This is a genomic window from Campylobacter estrildidarum (assembly GCF_005406205.1).
Lineage (GTDB): Bacteria > Campylobacterota > Campylobacteria > Campylobacterales > Campylobacteraceae > Campylobacter_D > Campylobacter_D estrildidarum.
The window spans coordinates 32,550-50,872 of the sequence record NZ_NXLZ01000003.1; the positions used below are offsets into that span (position 1 = coordinate 32,550).

An 18,323-nucleotide genomic window follows, 5' to 3' on the forward strand; every position below is an offset into this window, starting at 1 on the left:
CTTTCATATAAGAGAGTATTTTTTTATCATCCATGAATTCGAAAATCTCCACTATAAATATTGATCTTATCTTCTCTTGCAAAACCACAAAGGCTTAAGTCAAATTTTCTTGCTATCATTACACCTAAGCAAGTAGGAGCCGTTCTTGAAACTAAAATCGGCACTCTATGCATAATCGTTTTGGCAACCATTTCAGAACTTAAACGATCGCTTACCATTAAAAAACACTGATCAAGTTTAACTCCAGTCAGTCTCGCTTTACCTAAAGCCTTATCTATGGTATTGTGCTGGGCAATATCTTCTCCGATAAAAAACGTTTTTTCGTCAAAAAAGTTGGCTGTATGTACACATCCTGTTTTTTCATATAAATCACATTGAGTATAAAATTGGCTCATTTGCTTTAAAATATAATCTTTGCTAAATTGAGACTTAGAAGATATTTTCATTGCTTCAATATTTTCTATATCAATATTAGCCATGTGCGCTCTCCCACAACCACTAATCACAACACTTTCGGCATTGAGTTTAGCAAGATTTTTTTATCAATCTTTGCATCTATATGCACACTCATTCCATCATCTTTGCTTTCAATCCTTTGGATATCTTCTACTTTAGCAATGATATTTTCACTCATCAAATACCCAACCGCTAAGGCTTGTTCATCAACAGGCGTTGCCATCAAAGCACCATTTTTTTCACCATTAATAAAAATTCCAAGCTTAATTTCACGCACTAAAGTATCATCACAAGTAAAAGCTTTATCGCCTTTATATTTTAAAATTTGAGTTATAAATAAAGGTTTCATTATCGTCTCTTGTAAATAAATTATAAATATTATATCTAATAAATAGATGTTTTTGATAATTTAAGCTTAAATTTATGGGGGGGGGTATAATGCATTTTTCATTTTTTATTATTAAAAAAGGAGTTGTTTATGGCAAAAAAGAGTAAAATTCTACTCAGTATAGGTGTGGCTACTTTGCTTTATTCTAGTGGCTTCTCGCAGGAAATAACTTTAAATAATCCAAAAGATTTTTCAAAGTATTTCACAATAGATAACAATAATGTTTATTTAAAAGATTCCTACAAAAAACAGGATTTAACTTTTAAATTTAACAATGATCTTGGTTTGCCAGATGATTGGTCGGGACAAGATGAAACGCCTAATCTTAATATTGATCTAGGAGAACATACTCTATCTTTCACACAAAGTGATTCCAACAAACCCACTTATGTGACTAATTTCAATTTAAGTGCTAAAGATATCAAAACACAAAATATCATTCTACAAGCTTTCAAACCTTCAACTATCAATGGAAATTTAGAGATGAAAGGAGAAGGAGAGGTAACAGGGGAAGAAGGCGGTTCAATGGTCTTACTTTTTAATGATGATAATACGGCTTTCAAAGGTGGCTTAAATATCAATGGAAATCTTACAGCTGACTCAACAGTGTTTGCAACTTATGGTAATTTTATCAAAGTAAATGGCAATGCCAATATTTCAAATTCAGATTTTAAGCTTGTAAAACGCTCTTATACTGATTTGGAAGCACACGATGCTATAGTGATCCAAGCTAAAAATTTCAATAAAGATATTTTAGAGAAAAAGAATTTTGCAAGTGCATGGCTTTTAAAATTTATAAATGATTATGTTCCAAATGCAAATTTTATAACAAAAGATGCTTTAGAGTCCGGATATGTTATAGATGTTTCAGACAGTAAAGATTTTGATCCTTTAGTGGATTATAAATTAAGCATTAAAGATTGTGATGGAAATCAATGTTTAGTTATCAATGGTGGTGTAACCGATGCTGCTAAAGATAAACTCACTCAATTAAAAGTAGATGTAGCTATGATTGATACATTACTAAAAGAAACATTAGAAGGTGATGAAACGCAAAAAGAAGAATGGGAGAAAGCTAAAGCTGAACTAAACAAGCAAAAACAAGAAATTGAAAAACTCATCAATGAAGCAAAAAGTAATGGCGGCAAAATAGACGATAGTAAATATCTTGATCTTGTAGCACCTAATTTAAATTCTAATGACAAAGCTTCTATTTTAGCCCTTCGCTCTATCACAGATCAATTAGGAAGTATAGGTGCTGACTTAGCAAGTAGAGAAGGTGTAAAACTTGCTCTTAATATCAAAAAAGATACTGATAATACAGGTAAATCCATCTCTAACTTAAACTCAAGTTCAAGCTCTGTAAATACAACAATGAATGTAGCTAATGACGTTTCAATAGGTCAAAGAGTAGCTATATTAAATAATCCTTTTGGAAACTATGCATCTAAAATGAGTGGGCTTAAATTTGCTGCCTTAGAAAGCGATATGAGACCAAGTTATGTAAATGATTATACTCAAAGTGTTTGGGCTAATGCTTTTGGTGGTGCAAATATCATCGATGGAGATAGCGGTGCAATGTATGGTGCAACCATAGGCTTAGACAAGCAAGCAAATGATCAGGTTTTATTAGGTATGTATTTTACCTATACAAATGCTAAGATTAAAGACAATACTTTAGAACAAAAAAGCGACAATTTCCAATTAGGACTTTATTCAAATATCAACATAGCTCCACAATGGGAAATTGGTCTAAAAGCTTACGCTCAAATTTCTCCAACAGATCAAGATCATATGCAAGTAGATGGTGCTTATAATTCAAGTTATATGAGCAAATTTTTAGGTCTTAGTGCTAATGCTGGTCGCGTGTTTGATTTTAGCAATAATACTTTTTTTGTTAAGCCATTTGCTGGAGTAAATTATTACTTAAGCTATACTCCATCTCATACAGAAAATGGTACTATTGCTAAGGATATTGATTCTATGGGAAATAATTCTGCAAGTCTTGAAATAGGAGCAGAATTTAGAAAATATATCGATGAAAAGTCTTATATTTTTGCTACTCCAAAAATTGAACAATTTATTATCAATAGTGGAGATGACTACATAGCCAATTTATCTATAAACAATGCTTTTTTCACTAGTGTTGAAGCAAATAACAAGAAAAAAACTTATGGACAAATCATCGTAGGTGGCAATATAGACTTCACCGAACAATTAAGCATGAATGTTGGCTTAGGTGCTAAGCAAATTTTAGCTGGTAAAGTTGATAATAAAAACGAAACTTATTTAAGTGGTCAAATAGGACTAAAATATAAGTTTTAATTTTTAAAAATGAATGCAAAAACTTTTTCTATAAATTAGGGCTTGATAAGCCCTACAAAATTATTTTGAAAATAAATTAAACAAACGTTTTATTTTTCACTAAATTAAAAATACCATATCAAAAACATTTTACTAAATTTTTGCAAAATAAATCGATAGCAGCTTTTAAAAGCCAAATAAAAGGTAAATTTATCGTTTTAAAATAATCTTCCATTGTCAAATTTTAAATTATTTAGCAAAGCTAAAAATCTTTATAAAAATAAAATTCGTCAAAAAACTAAATTTTTAGAGTTTAAAATTTATCGCGAAAGTATAGTGCAAATTTTTTGTTAAAGCTACTTGACATTTTTAATGCTCAATTGATTTTTTTATAAAAATTGCAAATAATAATCTGAAGTTAAAAGTCAAAAAAATTTTGTAATCTTCTTGACTTAAAAAATACAATCTTGAAAATATTTTTTCAAAAAAACTGAAAACACTTTATTGATAAAACACTAAACTTTCTTTTTATCCTCAAGTTCTTTATACCAATAATGATGTAAAATATAAACCTCTTCCTCTTCCTTATAACCAGTGATCATAGAATGGATACTTCCTTTAATTGCAAAAACAGCCATGTAAATATGCACTCCAAAAAATACCACACAAATAATCCCTAAAATATTATGCACTATGGCAGAAATTCTTAAAAGTTCTATTTGAGTTAAACCTAAAAAATTTTGAATTACAACAGAATCAAAATCTACAAAATACATAAACAAACCCGTGACAATCATCAAAAAGCCGCCAAATACAGCAATATAATACCAAGTTTTTTGACCAAAATTAAACTTGCCTGCAGGAATTGGCTTTTTAACTTTGCTTAAATAGCCTCCAATAATCATAAGCCATTTAATATCATAGCTTGCAGGAAGCATTCTTTTAATCCAACATAAAAACATCGGAATAATGGAAATGATAAATAAAATCATCGCTAAAGCATGTAGATTTTTACAAATTCTAACAAAATTTCCACTCCCAAAAGTAGATCCAAATATCATAATCGAACCCGTAGGGATTAAAATAATCCAAGAAAGAGCTGCAATAAAATGAAAAATTCTTTCAAATAAGCTAAAAGTGTAAATTTTCTTTCCATTATGAGAAAATTGCTTTGGCCCAATCACCATATAATGCAAAGCAAAAGCACTCAAGGCAGCGATAATAGCAATTAGAGCAATCGTTGCGATATATTCTCCTTGCAAACTTGTCCAAAACTTACCAAAAGTATGATAATTTGGAATATTACTGATTCGATGATGATCCCATATTTGCGTATCTTGTCCCATTCTTTCTTCACCATAAGCTAATAAATTTACAAAACAAGAAAAAAGCAAGATAAACATTTTTTTCATAAACGTTCCTTTCCTATATAGGCGATTTTCCATTCTATACTTTCTTTAGGTGAAGCAATGCCATAGTTTCTATTTATGAGTCTATTTTGATAGATTTCTTCGATTTTTGAACTTTCGCCCACCAATAAAGCCTTAGTTGAACACATAGCAGCACACACTGGCACTTTACCTTCTGCGATACGATTTTGTCCATAAAGCTCTCTTTCTTTTTGTGAATTTGTTTCTTCAGGACCACCTGCACACATAGTACATTTATCCATAATGCCTTTATTGCCAAAAGCACTATCTTTTGGAAACTGTGGAGCACCAAAAGGACAAGCATACAAACAATAACCACAGCCTATACAAATTTCTTTATCGTGCAAAACAATACCATCGGCACGTATGTAAAAACAATCCACAGGGCAAACAATAGAGCAAGGTGCATCATCACAATGCATACAAGAATATAGAAGTTGAAACTTCTTTTCCTTGTACGCCTTCATTAAGAGTAATCACGCGGCGGCGGCGGATATTAATAGGAAGTTCATGGGCTTCATCACAAGCGACCGCACAACCATTACAATCAATACAACGTTCATTATCGCAAAAGAATTTTAAACGATCTTTTTCTAAATTTATAAAATTTTCTTTACTCATTTTCCATCCTTGGAAATGCGACAAAGTCCGCCTTTAGTTTCTGGAATTTGACACATAACATCATAACCATAATTTGTAATTGTATTAGCACTCTCTCCACTCACATAAGGCTTAGTTCCTTCAGGGAAATTATGGGTTAAATCCACCCCTTGCATCACTCCAGTAAAATGAAAAGGTAAGAAAATCATTTCTTTTGCAATACCTGGATTGAATTTCACTCTAACACGAATTTTTGTTCCCTCTGGAGAATGGATCCAAATCATATCCCCTTTTTGGATATTTTTTTCTTTTGCAAGATCTGGATTAATCTCACAAAACATTTCAGGCGTTAAACGTGAAAGATACATAGAAGCTCTATTTTCCATACCTGCACCATTTAGATTAACAAGCCTTGCTGTAATAAGATTGAGTGGAAATTCCTCAGAATAATCCTTAGCCTTTTGCACAGAAATAAATTTTGTATCCACGCGATAAAGTGCTTTTTGATCTTCAAAACTAGGATATTTTTGCACCAAATCATTTCTTGGAGAATGGATAGGTTCACGGTGAAGTGGAATTTTATCCTTAAAAGTCCAAACAATAGCCCTAGCTTTAGCATTACCATAAGGAACTATGCCTTTTTCCATGCATTTATTTGCGATAATATTGCTATCATCATAAAACCAAGTTGCACCCATTTTTTCTTTTTCTTCGGCATTTAAGGTAATTCCTAAAATTTTTTCAATATTTTCTTTAGTGATTTGTGGATAACCTGTATCAATTGGAGAATTTAAAGGTGCATTTTTAGCCAATAAACTTTCACCTTCATATTCAAGTCCAAAATTATTTCTAAAGCCCATACCACCTTTTGCTACTTCAATATCTACATTATAAAGCACAGGAGTTCCTGGGTGTTTATCACTCCAGCAAGGCCAAGGAAGTCCGTAATACTCTCCCGCAACTTCATCTTTTCCCTCTAAAGTGACTTCATTAAATTTATCCCAATTCAAAGTATGTTTTTTAAGTCTTTCAGGACTCCAACCATTTAAACCTATACTTCTAACTGCTCTAGCAATTTCTTTTGTAGCGTTTTCAGGCCAAATAATCTCACCTTTTTCATCTCGCAAAGTTTTAGTGAAATCTTCATAAAAGCCAAGCTTTTTAGCAAGTTCAAATAAAATTTCTTGATCTTCCATGCTCTCATAAAGTGGATCAACAACCTTAAATCTCCATTGTGCACTACGATTAGTCGCGGTTACACTTCCACTAGTTTCAAATTGAGTTGCAGCTGGTAAAAGATAAATTCCATCTTTTCTTTCTGCGATAATACCTGCTTCATTTACAAAAGGATCTGCTAAAACTAGAAGTTCTAAAGCCTCTAAACCCTCCTTAACTTTAACTTGCTGTGCGGTTGAAGTGATACCATTTCCTAAAACAACTAACGCTTTTAAAGGCGTTCCTGCATTATCAACCTTATCATTTCCATCCTTGCCATTTAAAGCTGCTACCCACCATCTAGCAAGAGAAAGTCCGGTTTTATGCATCCAATCTTTGCTGACAAAATTTCCTAAAAGCCATTCATAATCCACACCCCAAATTTTAGCGTAATACCTCCAAGTCGCTTCATTTAAAGGATAATAACCTGGTAAATTTTCACTCAAACAAGCCATATCCGATGCACCTTGAACGTTATCATGACCACGTAAGATATTAACCCCGCCGCCAAATTTACCTATATTTCCAAGTACCATTTGTAAAATAGGAGCTAAACGCGTATTTGAAGTGCCTACAGAATGTTGAGTTAAACCCATAGCCCATACTAGAGTAGTCGGTTTATTTTTAGCCACTTCATGAGTGATCTTTACTAAAAGCTCTTTAGAAATTCCTGTGACATTTTCAACTTCTTCTGCTGTCCATTTTGCAGCTTCTTCACGAATTTTATCGATTCCAAAAACCCTTTCATCGATATATTTTGTATCCTCTAAGCCCTCATCAAAAATAATCTTTAACATTCCATACATAAAAGCTATATCAGTTCCTGGACGAATTCTTGCGTAAATATCCGCCTTTGCCGCACTTTTTGTAAATCTAGGATCTACAACAATAAGCTTAGCGCCATTTTCTTTAGCTTTTAAGAAATGCCTAAAACCTACCGGATGATTAACCGCAGGATTTGCACCGATAACAATAATACATTTACTTTTTTGTATATCTCCAAGATGGTTTTTCATAGCGCCATAACCAAATGTATTCGCCACACCGGCGACTGTTGCGCTGTGTCAAATTCGAGCTTGATGAACTACATTATTAGTTCCAAAAATGCTGCAAATTTTCTAATATAATAAGCTTGTTCGTTATTGAGTTTGGCAGATCCTAAAAACATCACGCTTTCTGGATTTTCTTTACGATAAGCGGCAAGTTTTTCTCCGATCTCGCTTAAAGCTTGTTCATAAGAAATGCGTTTCCACTCTCCATTTTCTTTTTTCATAGGATATTTTAAACGCACATGGGAACGCACCATATCAATCATATCAGATCCTTTACAGCAGTGCCCACCTAAACTTATTGGATGATCTTGAGCGATTTCTTGACGTACCCAAACTCCATTTTGTACTTCAGCAATGATACCACAACCCACAGAGCAAGCTGTACAGATTGTCTTAATTTTTTGCTTCCCTTAAACGCTTCTTTTAATTCAGCCTTGCTTGCTTCTCTAAGATTTTCACTTCTTGCAAGCAAAGGGGTAACCAAACTTGAAAAGGCTGCCATTTTTAGAAAATTACGACGATTAAGTTTTATATCAACACTTGACATTATTCAGCCTTTGTATAATAATTTTCCCAATTTGCACTTCTTTGAAAAAGCACTTCCTTTTTCTTACTTCTACCTTTTACTACATCTTTATTTTCTTCTTTGACAAAAGCTAAACCGGCACTAGGCAATAAACTAGCACTTTCTAAAGCTAAAAGCGGATTTTTTAAGAAATTCTCTACGATTTTGCACTCATCCTCCTTTTTTTATTAGTTTCTCTTCTTAAAATTTCAGATCTTGAAAGATCGTTTTGAACTTTTTTAGAAGTGGTTTTTAAAACTTTACCAAGATCAAAACAAGATCTTTCAAATTCTATAAAAGTTACAAGTATCTTGGCTATTTCTTTATATAAATACGCTTTTTTATGCTCTAAAATAAGCGTGATAAATTCATCAATATTTTGATGGATAAGTTTTTGAAATAATTCTTTAGCTAAGTTATCTTCTTTTTGTTTTAAAAACTCACTCATTAACAAAAAACAAAACCCTATATTATCTTCACTTTCTTTAAATTTCGTTTCATTGCGTCTTAAAATACTTTTTGAAAGAATTTCTCTCACACAAAGTAAGGCTTTTGAATTTTCAAAACCTTCTTCAAGATATGAAAATGTCACAGGAATGGCACCTTTTAAAGATAAAAAAAGCTCTTCGTATTCTTTAAAAAATAACTGTAAATCTTTTTGCGAATTTTGCAACAATATTTTAAAACTATCTTCTAAACTCTCATCTAATAAATTTTCTTTCATAGCTTCTAAACAAGAGTGTAAAGAAATAAGTTTTTGATCAGAAAAAGAAAATACAAAAAGATCGCCAAAAAATTGATAATAAAGACTTCTTGCTAACCTCAATTGCTCTAAATTCATAATCAATTCCTAAAAATTTAGATTTGTAAAAATCAAACAGACTCTATTATGCAAATATGACTTAATATAGTCCTTAAATCCTAAATTTTAATAGGTTTTATCTTATTATGATTTGAGTTAAAAAACTGAATTTTACTCATTTTAAACACAATCAATCATTAAAAATAAATAAAATTCATCATTTATAAAATATAGAATTTAAAAATTAATAATGTAAAAAATATCAGTATATTTTTAAGATGAAAAATATTTTATGCAAAATAGAAATAATAAATTAGTTCCTTTTTGCATAATCTTCATAATTAAATTCCCTTATAGTTTTTAAATTCTTATTTTTATCTAAAAACATCAAATTAGGCAATCTTATGCCGTTAAAAGTTGTATTTTTAACGATAGAATAATGAATTTGATCCAAAAACACAACCTTATCACCCCTCTTTAACTCTTTTTTAAAAGCATACTCTCCCATCACATCACCGGCTAAGCAAGTATTGCCTGTTAATAAATACGCCATCTCATCTTTTTCCAAAGAGGAGATGCTTTCTCCTTCTCTTGTGCTTAAAATTCTAGCGTCTTGAGCTTCGCTTGTATAAGGCATAATAATAGTATCTGGCATATGTGCTTCACTTGAGGTATCTAAAATAGCGATTTTCTTTTCATTTTCTATAAGATCAACCACACTGGATACAAGCACACCCGTTTGCCAACCCACAGCTTCCCCTGGTTCTAAATACACTTGAACGCCGTATTTATCACTAAATTTCTTACAAAGATCAATAAGCTTTTGAACATCATAACCTTTTTTTGTGATATGGTGACCTCCGCCAAAATTCACCCATTTCATCTTTTTAATCCATGAAGAAAAATTATTTTCAAACACCTTTAAAACTTGCTCCAAAGCCTGCGCACTTTCTTCACAAAGAGCATGAAAATGCAAACCTTCAATACCTTCTAAATTCGCATGTATTAAATCCTTAGCACGAATTCCAAGCCTAGAATATCTCCCACAAGGATTGTAAAGCTCTTTTGGAGCTAAAGAAAATTCAAGATTACAACGAAGTCCAAGAGAATTTTTAGCACATATATTTTTATATTTTTCAAACTGATATAAAGAATTAAAAACGATGTGATGTGATAAAGAAGAAATTGTTTCAATCTCATCATCTTTAAAAGCTGGAGAATAGGTATGAATTTCTTTATCCATATATTCTTTGGCAAATTGTGCCTCCCAAAGCCCGCTGCAAGTGCAACCTTGCAAATATTCTCCGACAATCTTCATCGCTCCTGAAAAAGCAAAGCCTTTAAGGGCTAGTAAAATTTTTGCTCCACTTTTTTCACCTACATACGCTAAAAGTTCACAATTTTTACGTAATTTATCTTCCTCTAAAATATAAGCTGGAGTTTGAATTTTTTCATACATAAATACTTCCTTATAATTTGCGAAATAATACCAAAAAACAAGTCAAATTTTAAATAATTTACTGAGTTTTTAAAAATAATAACTATAATACGATTTAATCGATATTAAAGGAATTAAAATTATGGATAGAAGACAATTTTTAAAATTCAATGCTTTAAGTTTAGCAAGTATTGGTATAGCTTATGGTTCCCCTATGCATCAAATGCATCACAATAATACCCCTAATGCCATCAACACTTCTTTTATCAATTTTGCACCTAACAATCTTAAACTTCTTAGCAAGGATCAATTTCCAAGTGGAAAAAAACTAAAAAAATTAACTTTGCTTAAAAATGAAAGTAAAGAAAAAAATTTTTTCCGCGCTACTATAGAGATTAAAGAAAATGAAATAGAACTCATCAAAAGCAAAAAAACCAAATGCTATACTTACAATGGTTTAATTCCTGGTCCAAAAATAGAAGTTTACGAAGGCGACACGGTTGAAATTTTAGTCAAAAATCAACTCAAAGAACCTACGACTATACATTGGCACGGTGTTCCTGTTCCACCTGATCAAGATGGTAGTCCGCACGATCCTATTTTAGCAGGAAAGGAAAGAATTTATCGTTTCACATTGCCTTTAAATTCTGCAGGTACATACTGGTATCATCCTCATCCTCATTACATTACCTCTAAACAAGTTTATAAGGGGCTTGCTGGAATTTTCGTAGTTAAGGCTAAAAAAGATGCTCTATCTCATTTTGATGAAAAAGATTTAGTTTTTAGTGATTTAAGACTTGATGAAAACGCACAAATTCCTGAAAATACTTTAACAGACTGGCTCAATGGAAGAGAGGGTGAATTTGTCTTGATCAATGGACAATATCAACCTAAAATTTCCTTACAAGGTGAAAGAATTCGTCTTTATAATCTTTGTTCAGCAAGATATTTAAATTTAAAAATTCAAAACGCCAAATTTATCTTAGTGGGTACTGATGGTGGACTTATAGAAAAACCTATAATCAAAGAAGAATTATTTTTAGCTCCTGCTTCAAGAGTGGAAGTTTTCATACAAGCGGATAAAATAGGAGAGTTAAAGCTAGAAAGCACTTATTATGATAGAGATAAAATGATGGTTAAAGAAAAGAAAGAAAGCTTATTTTTAGCCCATCTTAATATAGAAAAAAATCCTAAAAATCTGCCTTCTACTTTGAGAAAATTTGAAAGCTTAAAAGATCCACAAGATTTCAAAGAAATCATAATGAGTGAAGATCATCACAAAATGCACGGCATGATGAAAAAAAGTAAAGAAGAACAAAAAGCTGCTTTGGCTTCTATGTTTTTGATCAATAAAAAAACCTACGATCTAAACCGCATAGACTTGGTTTCAAAAGTTGGAGTTATTGAAGATTGGATCGTTATCAATGACTCACACATGGATCATCCTTTTCATATACATGGAACTCAATTTGAGCTTATTTCATCAAAACTAAATGGCACTATAAAAAAAGCTGAATTTAGAGCTTTAAGAGATACAATCAACGTGCGTCCAAAAGAAGAATTAAGACTAAGAATGAAACAAGATTTTGTCGGACTTAGAATGTATCATTGTCATATTTTAGAACACGAAGATTTGGGTATGATGGGAAATTTGCAAGTAAAGGAAAATAATGGTAAAAATTGAATTTTTAGGGCCCATCAACAAAGCTAGTTTGGAATTAGAAGTTAAAAATTTAAAAGAGTTAAAAGAGTTTTTAAAACAAGATGAAAGCTTGAAAAAATGGCTTGATCTTTGCGCAGTAGCCTTAAATGATGAAATCATTTTTGATGAAAATACAACTTTTAAAGGTGGAGATAAAATCGCACTTTTACCTCCTGTTGGTGGCGGTTGATGGAATACTTTTCACTTCACGAAGGCCCTTTAAATATCCCTGAAATTTATACAAAATGGTATGAATTTAGCATCAAGCAAAATTGCGGAGCTTTGATCACTTTTTGCGGTATAGTCAGAGATGATGATAAGGTAGAGGGTTTGAGTTTTGATATTTATGAGCCTTTACTCATTTCTTGGTTTAAAAATTGGCAAGAAAGACTACAAAAAGAACCTGCTTGTCTTTTATTTGCACACTCTATCGGCGATGTAAAAGTTGGAGAAAGTTCATATTTTGCAGGTGTTTTAAGCAAACAAAGAAAATTGGGTTTAAAGCTTATAAATGACTTTGTAGAAGACTTTAAAGCTAATGCACCCATTTGGAAATACGATCTTAAAAATGGCGAAAGAATTTATGCTCTAGATAGATCAAGCAAACTTTTAGGGGCTGGAATTTTATCATGATCAAACAAATTCAAGAATTTGCCATTTTTGGAGTAACAACTTTAAGTGATAAAAAACTAGAAAGCGATAAACAAACTTCAAAAATCTTTCCTTTGTGGAAAGATTTTCATCGTGTCTTTGGTGCTCCTGATGAAATTTATAGTGTTTATTATGATTATAAAGATTTGGAATTTAAAATTGGCGTAGGAGTTAAAAACCCTTGTCAAAATGCAGAAAAAATTCTTATAAAAAGTGGTTCTTATATGGTTTTTGAAGACTTTGGACAACCTGAAATAATCGTACCAAAAATTTGGTCTAAAATTGAAACATTTTTCAAAAATTCAGATATAAAAAGGGCTTTTTTAACCGATTTTGAATTTTACACTTCTTCTAAAACCCAAATTTATATCAGTATTAAGGATAATCAATGCTAATTTCTTATGAAGAAAGTTTAAAAATTTTACATTCTCATATAAAAAGTTATGAAAGAATAGAAAAAATAGCACTCACTCAATGCTTAGGACGCATCTTAGCTTGTGATATTAAAGCGCTTAAAAATCAGCCTGAAATAGAAACTTCGGCTATGGATGGCTATGCGATTAAATTTGAAGATCAAGATAAGGCTTTAAAAATTTTAGGTACAACCCCTGCAGGCACCATGCCACAATTTGAAGTAACAAATGGAACTTGTGTCAAAACTTTTACAGGCTCTTTGATGAGTTTAGGAAGCGATACTCTAGTTCCGGTTGAAAATGTCCGTATAAAAAAAGATCAAATTTTTATAGAAAAAAGCGTTAAAAAAGGTTTTGCGGTTAGAAAAATTGGAGAAAATTATAAAAAAGATGAAATTTTACTCAAAAAAGGCACAAAATTAAATTACAGTGAAATTGCACTTTTAGCAGAATTAGGCTTTTTTCACATCAGCGTTTTTGTAAAACCTATCATTGGAGTTTTAAGTAGCGGTAGTGAAATCAAAGATCTAGGAGAAACCTTGGACAATCCTGCTCAAATTCGCTCCTCTAATCACATCGCTATTGCCAATTTAGCTAAAAATTTAGCTTGCGATGCAAGGGTTTTTCCACTTTTAAAAGATGATGAAAAAGCGACATTAGCAACCTTAGAAAGTGCTTTAGAGTCTTGTGATATTTTAATCACGACAGGCGGAGTTTCTATGGGAGATTTTGATTTTTTAAAAAACGCTGTTAAAGAATATGAAATCATCATTGATAAAGTAGATATCAAACCCGGACGCCACATCAAAATCGCTAAAGCAAATCATAAATTCATCATCGCCTTACCTGGTTTTCCATACTCTGCTATGGTGATGTTTAATCTTTATGCTAGAGAGATTTTAAACGCTTGGTTGTGTCAAGAAAAAGATTATATCACTAAAGCTTTCTTACAAGGAAGTTATAAGAAAAAAACGCCTTATTTGGAATTCGTTGCTTGTAATGTAAAATTCAAAGAAGGGCGTATTTTAGTCAATTTAGAAGGGAAAAAAGAAGGCTCTAGTGCGATCATTAACAACCTTAATCACAAAGCTGCATTAATGATCGTTCCTAAAGAATGTGAAATTTTAGAAAATGAGAGTTTGGTTGATATAGTTTTTATGCCTTAGGCATAATTTTTATCTTCAACCGACTCCAAGCAATGATAGAAAGGATAATATAGATACAATTTGTCAAATTAATTAAAACTACAGGATAAGATCTTACAAGATCGTTTAAACTAAAAAAATTTAGTAAATATCCCGAATCAGAAAATCTTAAAAAACGATTTATTAAAATATCTGCTATTGATTGAAACCAAACATAAAAACCACAAATAAATAAAAAACTAAAAACTACAAAGAAAAATCCAGTATAAATCATTTTAAAGCTAGTTTATTTTATGGTTTTTAAGATGTCAGCAAATAACTCTTTAGCTTTTTCTTGATTTTGTTTTAATTCCTCTAAAATTTCTTCCACTTCACGCAAAGATTTTTCTTCTTTAACATTTGGATTTTTAGCGCTTAGATCATAATTTCTATTTTTGAGTTCTTCAAGGCTAACAAGATAAGAATTAGCCGTGATTTTTCTATCTTTATAACATTTTAAAAATTCATCAAAATGCACGTATTCTAAAGGTTTATTTTTTGTTAGTTTATAAGGTGGGATCAATTCATAATAATACACATCTTTAGTTTTTTCATCTATGATACTTCTTAAACCTTTGGAAAAAAACAATACATTAGTCTTAACCGCACTATAAGGCAAAAATACTCCGCTTGGCAAACTCAAAACACATTCTAAATTAAAATCATCAAGCAAATCCCTCTTAACACTCACAAAAGCATTTGAATTCTGAAAAAGCACGCCTTCAGGCACGACAATAGCACATCGTCCATTGTTTTTTCAAGATTTTAAAATGTGCTGTAAAAATAAAAGTTCAGTAGCGTTTGACTTTATAGGAAAATTTTCTTGAATTTGTTCTTTTTCTTTGCCTCCAAAAGGCGGATTTGCTAAGATCACTTCATATTTTTCATCTTCGCTTATATCTGTGATTTTTTTGCTAAGCGTGTTTGTTTTGATGATATTTGGACTTGAAATTTCATGAAGTATCATATTCATAACACCCATTGCATAACTAAGCGGAGTTTTTTCCTTGCCAAAAAGTGCATCATTTTTTAAAAATTCAAGCTCTTCTACGCTCAAATTCGCCTTTTCTCTCTTAGCTCTATCTTTGTATAAAATATGAAAAAAGCTCTCCACCAAAAAACCACAACTTCCACAAGATGGATCGTAAATTCTTTCCTTAGCCTTAGGATTTATCACCTCAACCATAGCTTTTATTAGAGAGCGTGGAGTGTAAAATTCTCCACTATTTCCCCCATCACTTCCCATATCTTTTAAAAGCTTTTCATAAATTTCTCCTAAAGCAAAAACATCACTTTCTTTGTTAAAGCTCAACTCATCGATGATATTTATAACTTCTCTTAAGGTGTGCCCATTGGCGATGCGATTATCTATAAATTCAAATATACCGCCTATTTTGTATTCTATGCTTTTAAAATTTTCATTGTTTTTAAAATTTTTAAGATAAACAAAAAGTTCTTTATTGACAAAATCAAGCAAATCTGATCCGCTCAAAGCATTTTTTACATCAAGTTTGCCATCTTTTTTTGGCGCTGCCCAAACCTGCCATCTGAATTTCTCATCTAAGATGCTTTGATAAGATTTGTCATTTAACATCGCCTCGATTTTTAATTCTTCTTCATAATCATCTAAAAATTTCAAAAAAAGTATCCAGCTAATCTGCTCGGTATAATGCATAGCACCACTTATACCATCATCGCGTCTTAAAATGTCGGTGATTCGATCGATCTTATTTTGCATTTTTATCCTTTAAAAAATATGTTAAAAAAAATCAAAAATTTTTAACATATCTAGCTAATGTGTTAAAATTTTTCAAAAATTTTAACATTTACAATCTTCCTTCAAAGGCTTTTTTCAGTAGTGATTTTTTAAGTTCTTCATAGTCTTTGATTTGAGTTTTGTAATTTTCTTTCAAAGCCTTAATATTTAAGGAAAGCTCATCTAAATACGAAGCGATTTGCTCTTGCTCTTTTAGTGGTGGTATAGCTATAGGACATTTTTCTAAAACACTTAAATTTAGTTTTGCGGTGTGTGTTCCTTGGCCAACTTTATTATTATTAATCCATATTTCAATAAAATGGGAATTCAAAAAATAAACCAAATAATCACTAATTATTGATATTTTAGGTTTTAAAAGCCCCAAGCTAACAAATATACTAAATTCAAATTCCAAACAAACCTTTATAGCTTTACCCAAAGTTCCTATACGACAAATTAAAATATCCCCAAACTTCGGTTTGGCTCTTTTTATAAGTTTATTATGCTCTTCTAATGATATATATTTCACATCGCTTAAATCAAAAAAGCCTTTAGAAATATTTTTCACAGATAAAAAAGGAATTCCGTTTTCTTTATATTGTGGAGTTTTATGAGTACCATCTGTAATATAGCAAATCTCACCTAGACTTTTCCATTCCCAACCTTGCGGGAGTTGATAATTTTCTTTAGATTTATCTTTTAAAGGATTGAAAGCCTTTTGTAAAGCACTTTGCATCAATTCATCTAAATTGAGCAAATCTTGCTCTAAAATTTTTATACTCTCATCGATCTTTGCAAAACTCTCATCTAAAATCCCCACTATCCTTTCTTGCTCTTTTAGTGGTGGCATAGGAATTTGAATATTATGTATTTGTTCTGTATTTAAATTTGGCTGAGCAGCGCCAAAAGCATTTGCAAGATTTTGCTCACTATTACAATATAAAAACCAAAAAACATATTTTCTTAAAATACTATTATCAATTCTTAGCAAACCAATTCTTTGATTTAAATAAGCTTTATCATTTAAATTATATATTCCTATTTTACCAGTAGTAGCACCGCTCATAGCTATTAATATATCATTTTTAAATATTAAATAATTATTTAAATCATTTTTATAATCACTTGGATTACAAAAAACCAAATCATCTAAAATAATATTTTCATTTTGTATATTTTTTATTCTTACAATAGGGATTCCTTTATCGCAAAATAAATTACTTTTAAATGCAAAACCATTTTTTAATTTGACAATATCACCAAGCTTTTTAACTTCCCAACCCTGCGGTAAATTTGTCATCCAAATACTATAAAATCTTTTAGATTTGTAATAAATTTCTCATTTTTTTGATCATTGCTGCATAAATATTCTATAATTTTATCTTCTATTTCCTCGACATTTAAATCACTACATTCTGAAATATCTTCTTTGAATTTTTTATAAATATTTTTTACTTCATTAGAAGTAGCTATTTTATTTAAAATTTCTTTTTTCATTTTAATAGATTTAAAGTTGCATATCTTTTCCGAAGAATATTTTTCAAAGATATTTAGAAATTTATTATCATCAAGCAAATCAAAAACTTCCCTCTCTATATTCATAAATGGAAGAAAAAAATGTTTATGTGATTTATATGGTCTTATCTTCTTATCATCTTTAATATCACCGTCCAATATTGCAACAACTTTCGCATTGCTATAAAATTTCGTTTTATCATTTTCAGTATAATGTTTCATAACATTTTCGTATCCTCCTATAGAGAGTATAAGATATTTTAATTGTATATCTTTCATTTTGGTTTCAATTATTTTTTTGACAAATTTTTTTGCTAATTCATCTTCAACCAAAATAATCCTATCATAAAAATAAAGTTTATATAATTTTGAAGTAATAAATGCAGGATATATAGGATTATATATATTTTGATTTTCTATATAATATGTATTATTAGGTTTTGATTCTTCTAATATCACCAAAGAATGTGTAGCAATTATAAATAATAAATTATAGTCTTTATACCATTTTTCTAATTTTTTAAACAATCTGTGTTGTGCCGATGGATGCAGAGCTAAATCAATTTCATCGATAATAAACAATCTAAGTTTATCTATTTTATTTTTTAATGTATCTATAATTTTTAAGATTGATAAAACAAAGTATTCCCCTGTGCTAAAATCATATTCACTTATATTGTGACCATTTTGTTCTAAAAAATAAATCTTTTTAGGTGATTTTATATACCTCAAACTATTAAAATATCCGGTATTTTCACCATTTATGATCATTTCTAACTCACTTTTTATAAAATCTGATGCGTCATGTGCATTTCTATAATTTTTTAAATAATTTTTATTTTCTAATTGATT

11 protein-coding genes and 5 pseudogenes are annotated in these 18,323 nt (G+C 30.7%); 6 read left to right on the top strand and 10 right to left on the bottom strand.

What is annotated here, in order from left to right; genetic code table 11:
- Positions 1-26 precede the first annotated feature (26 nt).
- Positions 27-805 (bottom strand): annotated as a pseudogene (fdhD, locus tag CQA69_RS02225) (formate dehydrogenase accessory sulfurtransferase FdhD).
- Positions 806-934: 129 nt separating this feature from the next.
- Between fdhD and CQA69_RS02230 the strand changes: the two are divergent.
- A complete protein-coding gene (locus tag CQA69_RS02230) occupies positions 935-3,169 on the top strand; it encodes an autotransporter outer membrane beta-barrel domain-containing protein (protein ID WP_137620210.1) in 2,235 nt (744 codons plus the stop codon).
- Between the two features lie 494 nt (positions 3,170-3,663).
- On the opposite strand, the gene CQA69_RS02235 is transcribed toward CQA69_RS02230, so the two are convergent.
- The 6 genes and pseudogenes from CQA69_RS02235 to nspC form a co-directional block, all read right to left on the bottom strand.
- Positions 3,664-4,560 carry a formate dehydrogenase subunit gamma gene (locus tag CQA69_RS02235; RefSeq protein WP_137620211.1) on the bottom strand — a complete coding sequence of 299 codons (897 nt, stop codon included), beginning with the start codon at positions 4,558-4,560 and terminating at the stop codon, positions 3,664-3,666.
- A pseudogene (fdh3B, locus tag CQA69_RS02240) lies at positions 4,557-5,199 on the bottom strand (formate dehydrogenase FDH3 subunit beta). The gene CQA69_RS02235 and the pseudogene fdh3B overlap by 4 nt, the downstream one beginning before the upstream one ends.
- Positions 5,196-7,992 (bottom strand): annotated as a pseudogene (locus tag CQA69_RS02245) (formate dehydrogenase subunit alpha). The pseudogenes fdh3B and CQA69_RS02245 overlap by 4 nt, the downstream one beginning before the upstream one ends.
- Positions 7,992-8,181 (bottom strand): annotated as a pseudogene (locus tag CQA69_RS02260) (Tat pathway signal protein). Before CQA69_RS02260 ends, CQA69_RS02245 begins: the two co-directional pseudogenes overlap by 1 nt.
- Positions 8,168-8,851 (bottom strand): TorD/DmsD family molecular chaperone, encoded by a 684-nt coding sequence (locus tag CQA69_RS02265; protein ID WP_137620214.1) that lies wholly within the window; start codon positions 8,849-8,851, stop codon positions 8,168-8,170. The pseudogene CQA69_RS02260 and the gene CQA69_RS02265 overlap by 14 nt, the downstream one beginning before the upstream one ends.
- Before the next feature lie 274 nt (positions 8,852-9,125).
- Complete coding sequence (gene nspC / locus CQA69_RS02270) at positions 9,126-10,271, bottom strand: carboxynorspermidine decarboxylase (protein WP_137620215.1); 1,146 nt, start codon at positions 10,269-10,271, stop codon at positions 9,126-9,128.
- Positions 10,272-10,392: 121 nt separating this feature from the next.
- Between nspC and CQA69_RS02275 the strand changes: the two genes are divergently transcribed.
- The 5 genes from CQA69_RS02275 to CQA69_RS02295 are packed head-to-tail and all read left to right on the top strand — an operon-like array spanning position 10,393 to position 14,182.
- Complete coding sequence (locus CQA69_RS02275) at positions 10,393-11,934, top strand: multicopper oxidase family protein (protein ID WP_137620216.1); 1,542 nt, start codon at positions 10,393-10,395, stop codon at positions 11,932-11,934.
- Positions 11,921-12,142, top strand: coding sequence for a MoaD/ThiS family protein (locus CQA69_RS02280; protein ID WP_137620217.1), 222 nt, complete (start codon positions 11,921-11,923; stop codon positions 12,140-12,142). The genes CQA69_RS02275 and CQA69_RS02280 overlap by 14 nt, the downstream gene beginning before the upstream one ends.
- Positions 12,142-12,585, top strand: a complete 444-nt coding sequence (locus CQA69_RS02285; RefSeq protein ID WP_137620218.1) for a molybdopterin synthase catalytic subunit — start codon at positions 12,142-12,144, stop codon at positions 12,583-12,585. The genes CQA69_RS02280 and CQA69_RS02285 overlap by 1 nt, the downstream gene beginning before the upstream one ends.
- Positions 12,582-12,998 carry a GyrI-like domain-containing protein gene (locus tag CQA69_RS02290; protein ID WP_137620219.1) on the top strand — a complete coding sequence of 139 codons (417 nt, stop codon included), beginning with the start codon at positions 12,582-12,584 and terminating at the stop codon, positions 12,996-12,998. The genes CQA69_RS02285 and CQA69_RS02290 overlap by 4 nt, the downstream gene beginning before the upstream one ends.
- Positions 12,992-14,182, top strand: a complete 1,191-nt coding sequence (locus CQA69_RS02295) for a molybdopterin molybdotransferase MoeA (RefSeq protein WP_137620220.1) — start codon at positions 12,992-12,994, stop codon at positions 14,180-14,182. The genes CQA69_RS02290 and CQA69_RS02295 overlap by 7 nt, the downstream gene beginning before the upstream one ends.
- 265 nt (positions 14,183-14,447) lie before the next feature.
- On the opposite strand, the pseudogene CQA69_RS02300 reads toward CQA69_RS02295, so the two are convergent.
- From CQA69_RS02300 to CQA69_RS02310, 3 genes and pseudogenes are all read right to left on the bottom strand, one after another.
- Positions 14,448-15,938: pseudogene (locus CQA69_RS02300) on the bottom strand (type I restriction-modification system subunit M).
- 88 nt (positions 15,939-16,026) lie between these two features.
- Positions 16,027-17,256, bottom strand: a complete 1,230-nt coding sequence (locus tag CQA69_RS02305) for a restriction endonuclease subunit S (RefSeq protein ID WP_137620221.1) — start codon at positions 17,254-17,256, stop codon at positions 16,027-16,029.
- Positions 17,253-18,242 (bottom strand): AAA family ATPase, encoded by a 990-nt coding sequence (locus CQA69_RS02310; protein ID WP_246023106.1) that lies wholly within the window; start codon positions 18,240-18,242, stop codon positions 17,253-17,255. Before CQA69_RS02310 ends, CQA69_RS02305 begins: the two co-directional genes overlap by 4 nt.
- Positions 18,243-18,323: the final 81 nt, after the last annotated feature.

Excerpts from the sequence above, each read along its gene's own strand:
- CQA69_RS02235 (WP_137620211.1), bottom strand. The coding sequence starts at position 4,560 with ATGAAAAAAATGTTTATCTTGCTTTTTTCTTGTTTTGTAAATTTATTA.
- CQA69_RS02275 (WP_137620216.1), top strand. The coding sequence starts at position 10,393 with ATGGATAGAAGACAATTTTTAAAATTCAATGCTTTAAGTTTAGCAAGT.
- CQA69_RS02230 (WP_137620210.1), top strand. The coding sequence starts at position 935 with ATGGCAAAAAAGAGTAAAATTCTACTCAGTATAGGTGTGGCTACTTTG.
- CQA69_RS02265 (WP_137620214.1), bottom strand. The coding sequence starts at position 8,851 with ATGAATTTAGAGCAATTGAGGTTAGCAAGAAGTCTTTATTATCAATTT.
- CQA69_RS02285 (WP_137620218.1), top strand. The coding sequence starts at position 12,142 with ATGGAATACTTTTCACTTCACGAAGGCCCTTTAAATATCCCTGAAATT.
- nspC (WP_137620215.1), bottom strand. The coding sequence starts at position 10,271 with ATGTATGAAAAAATTCAAACTCCAGCTTATATTTTAGAGGAAGATAAA.
- CQA69_RS02280 (WP_137620217.1), top strand. The coding sequence starts at position 11,921 with ATGGTAAAAATTGAATTTTTAGGGCCCATCAACAAAGCTAGTTTGGAA.
- CQA69_RS02305 (WP_137620221.1), bottom strand. The coding sequence starts at position 17,256 with ATGACAAATTTACCGCAGGGTTGGGAAGTTAAAAAGCTTGGTGATATT.
- CQA69_RS02310 (WP_246023106.1), bottom strand. The coding sequence starts at position 18,242 with ATGATCATAAATGGTGAAAATACCGGATATTTTAATAGTTTGAGGTAT.
- CQA69_RS02295 (WP_137620220.1), top strand. The coding sequence starts at position 12,992 with ATGCTAATTTCTTATGAAGAAAGTTTAAAAATTTTACATTCTCATATA.
- CQA69_RS02290 (WP_137620219.1), top strand. The coding sequence starts at position 12,582 with ATGATCAAACAAATTCAAGAATTTGCCATTTTTGGAGTAACAACTTTA.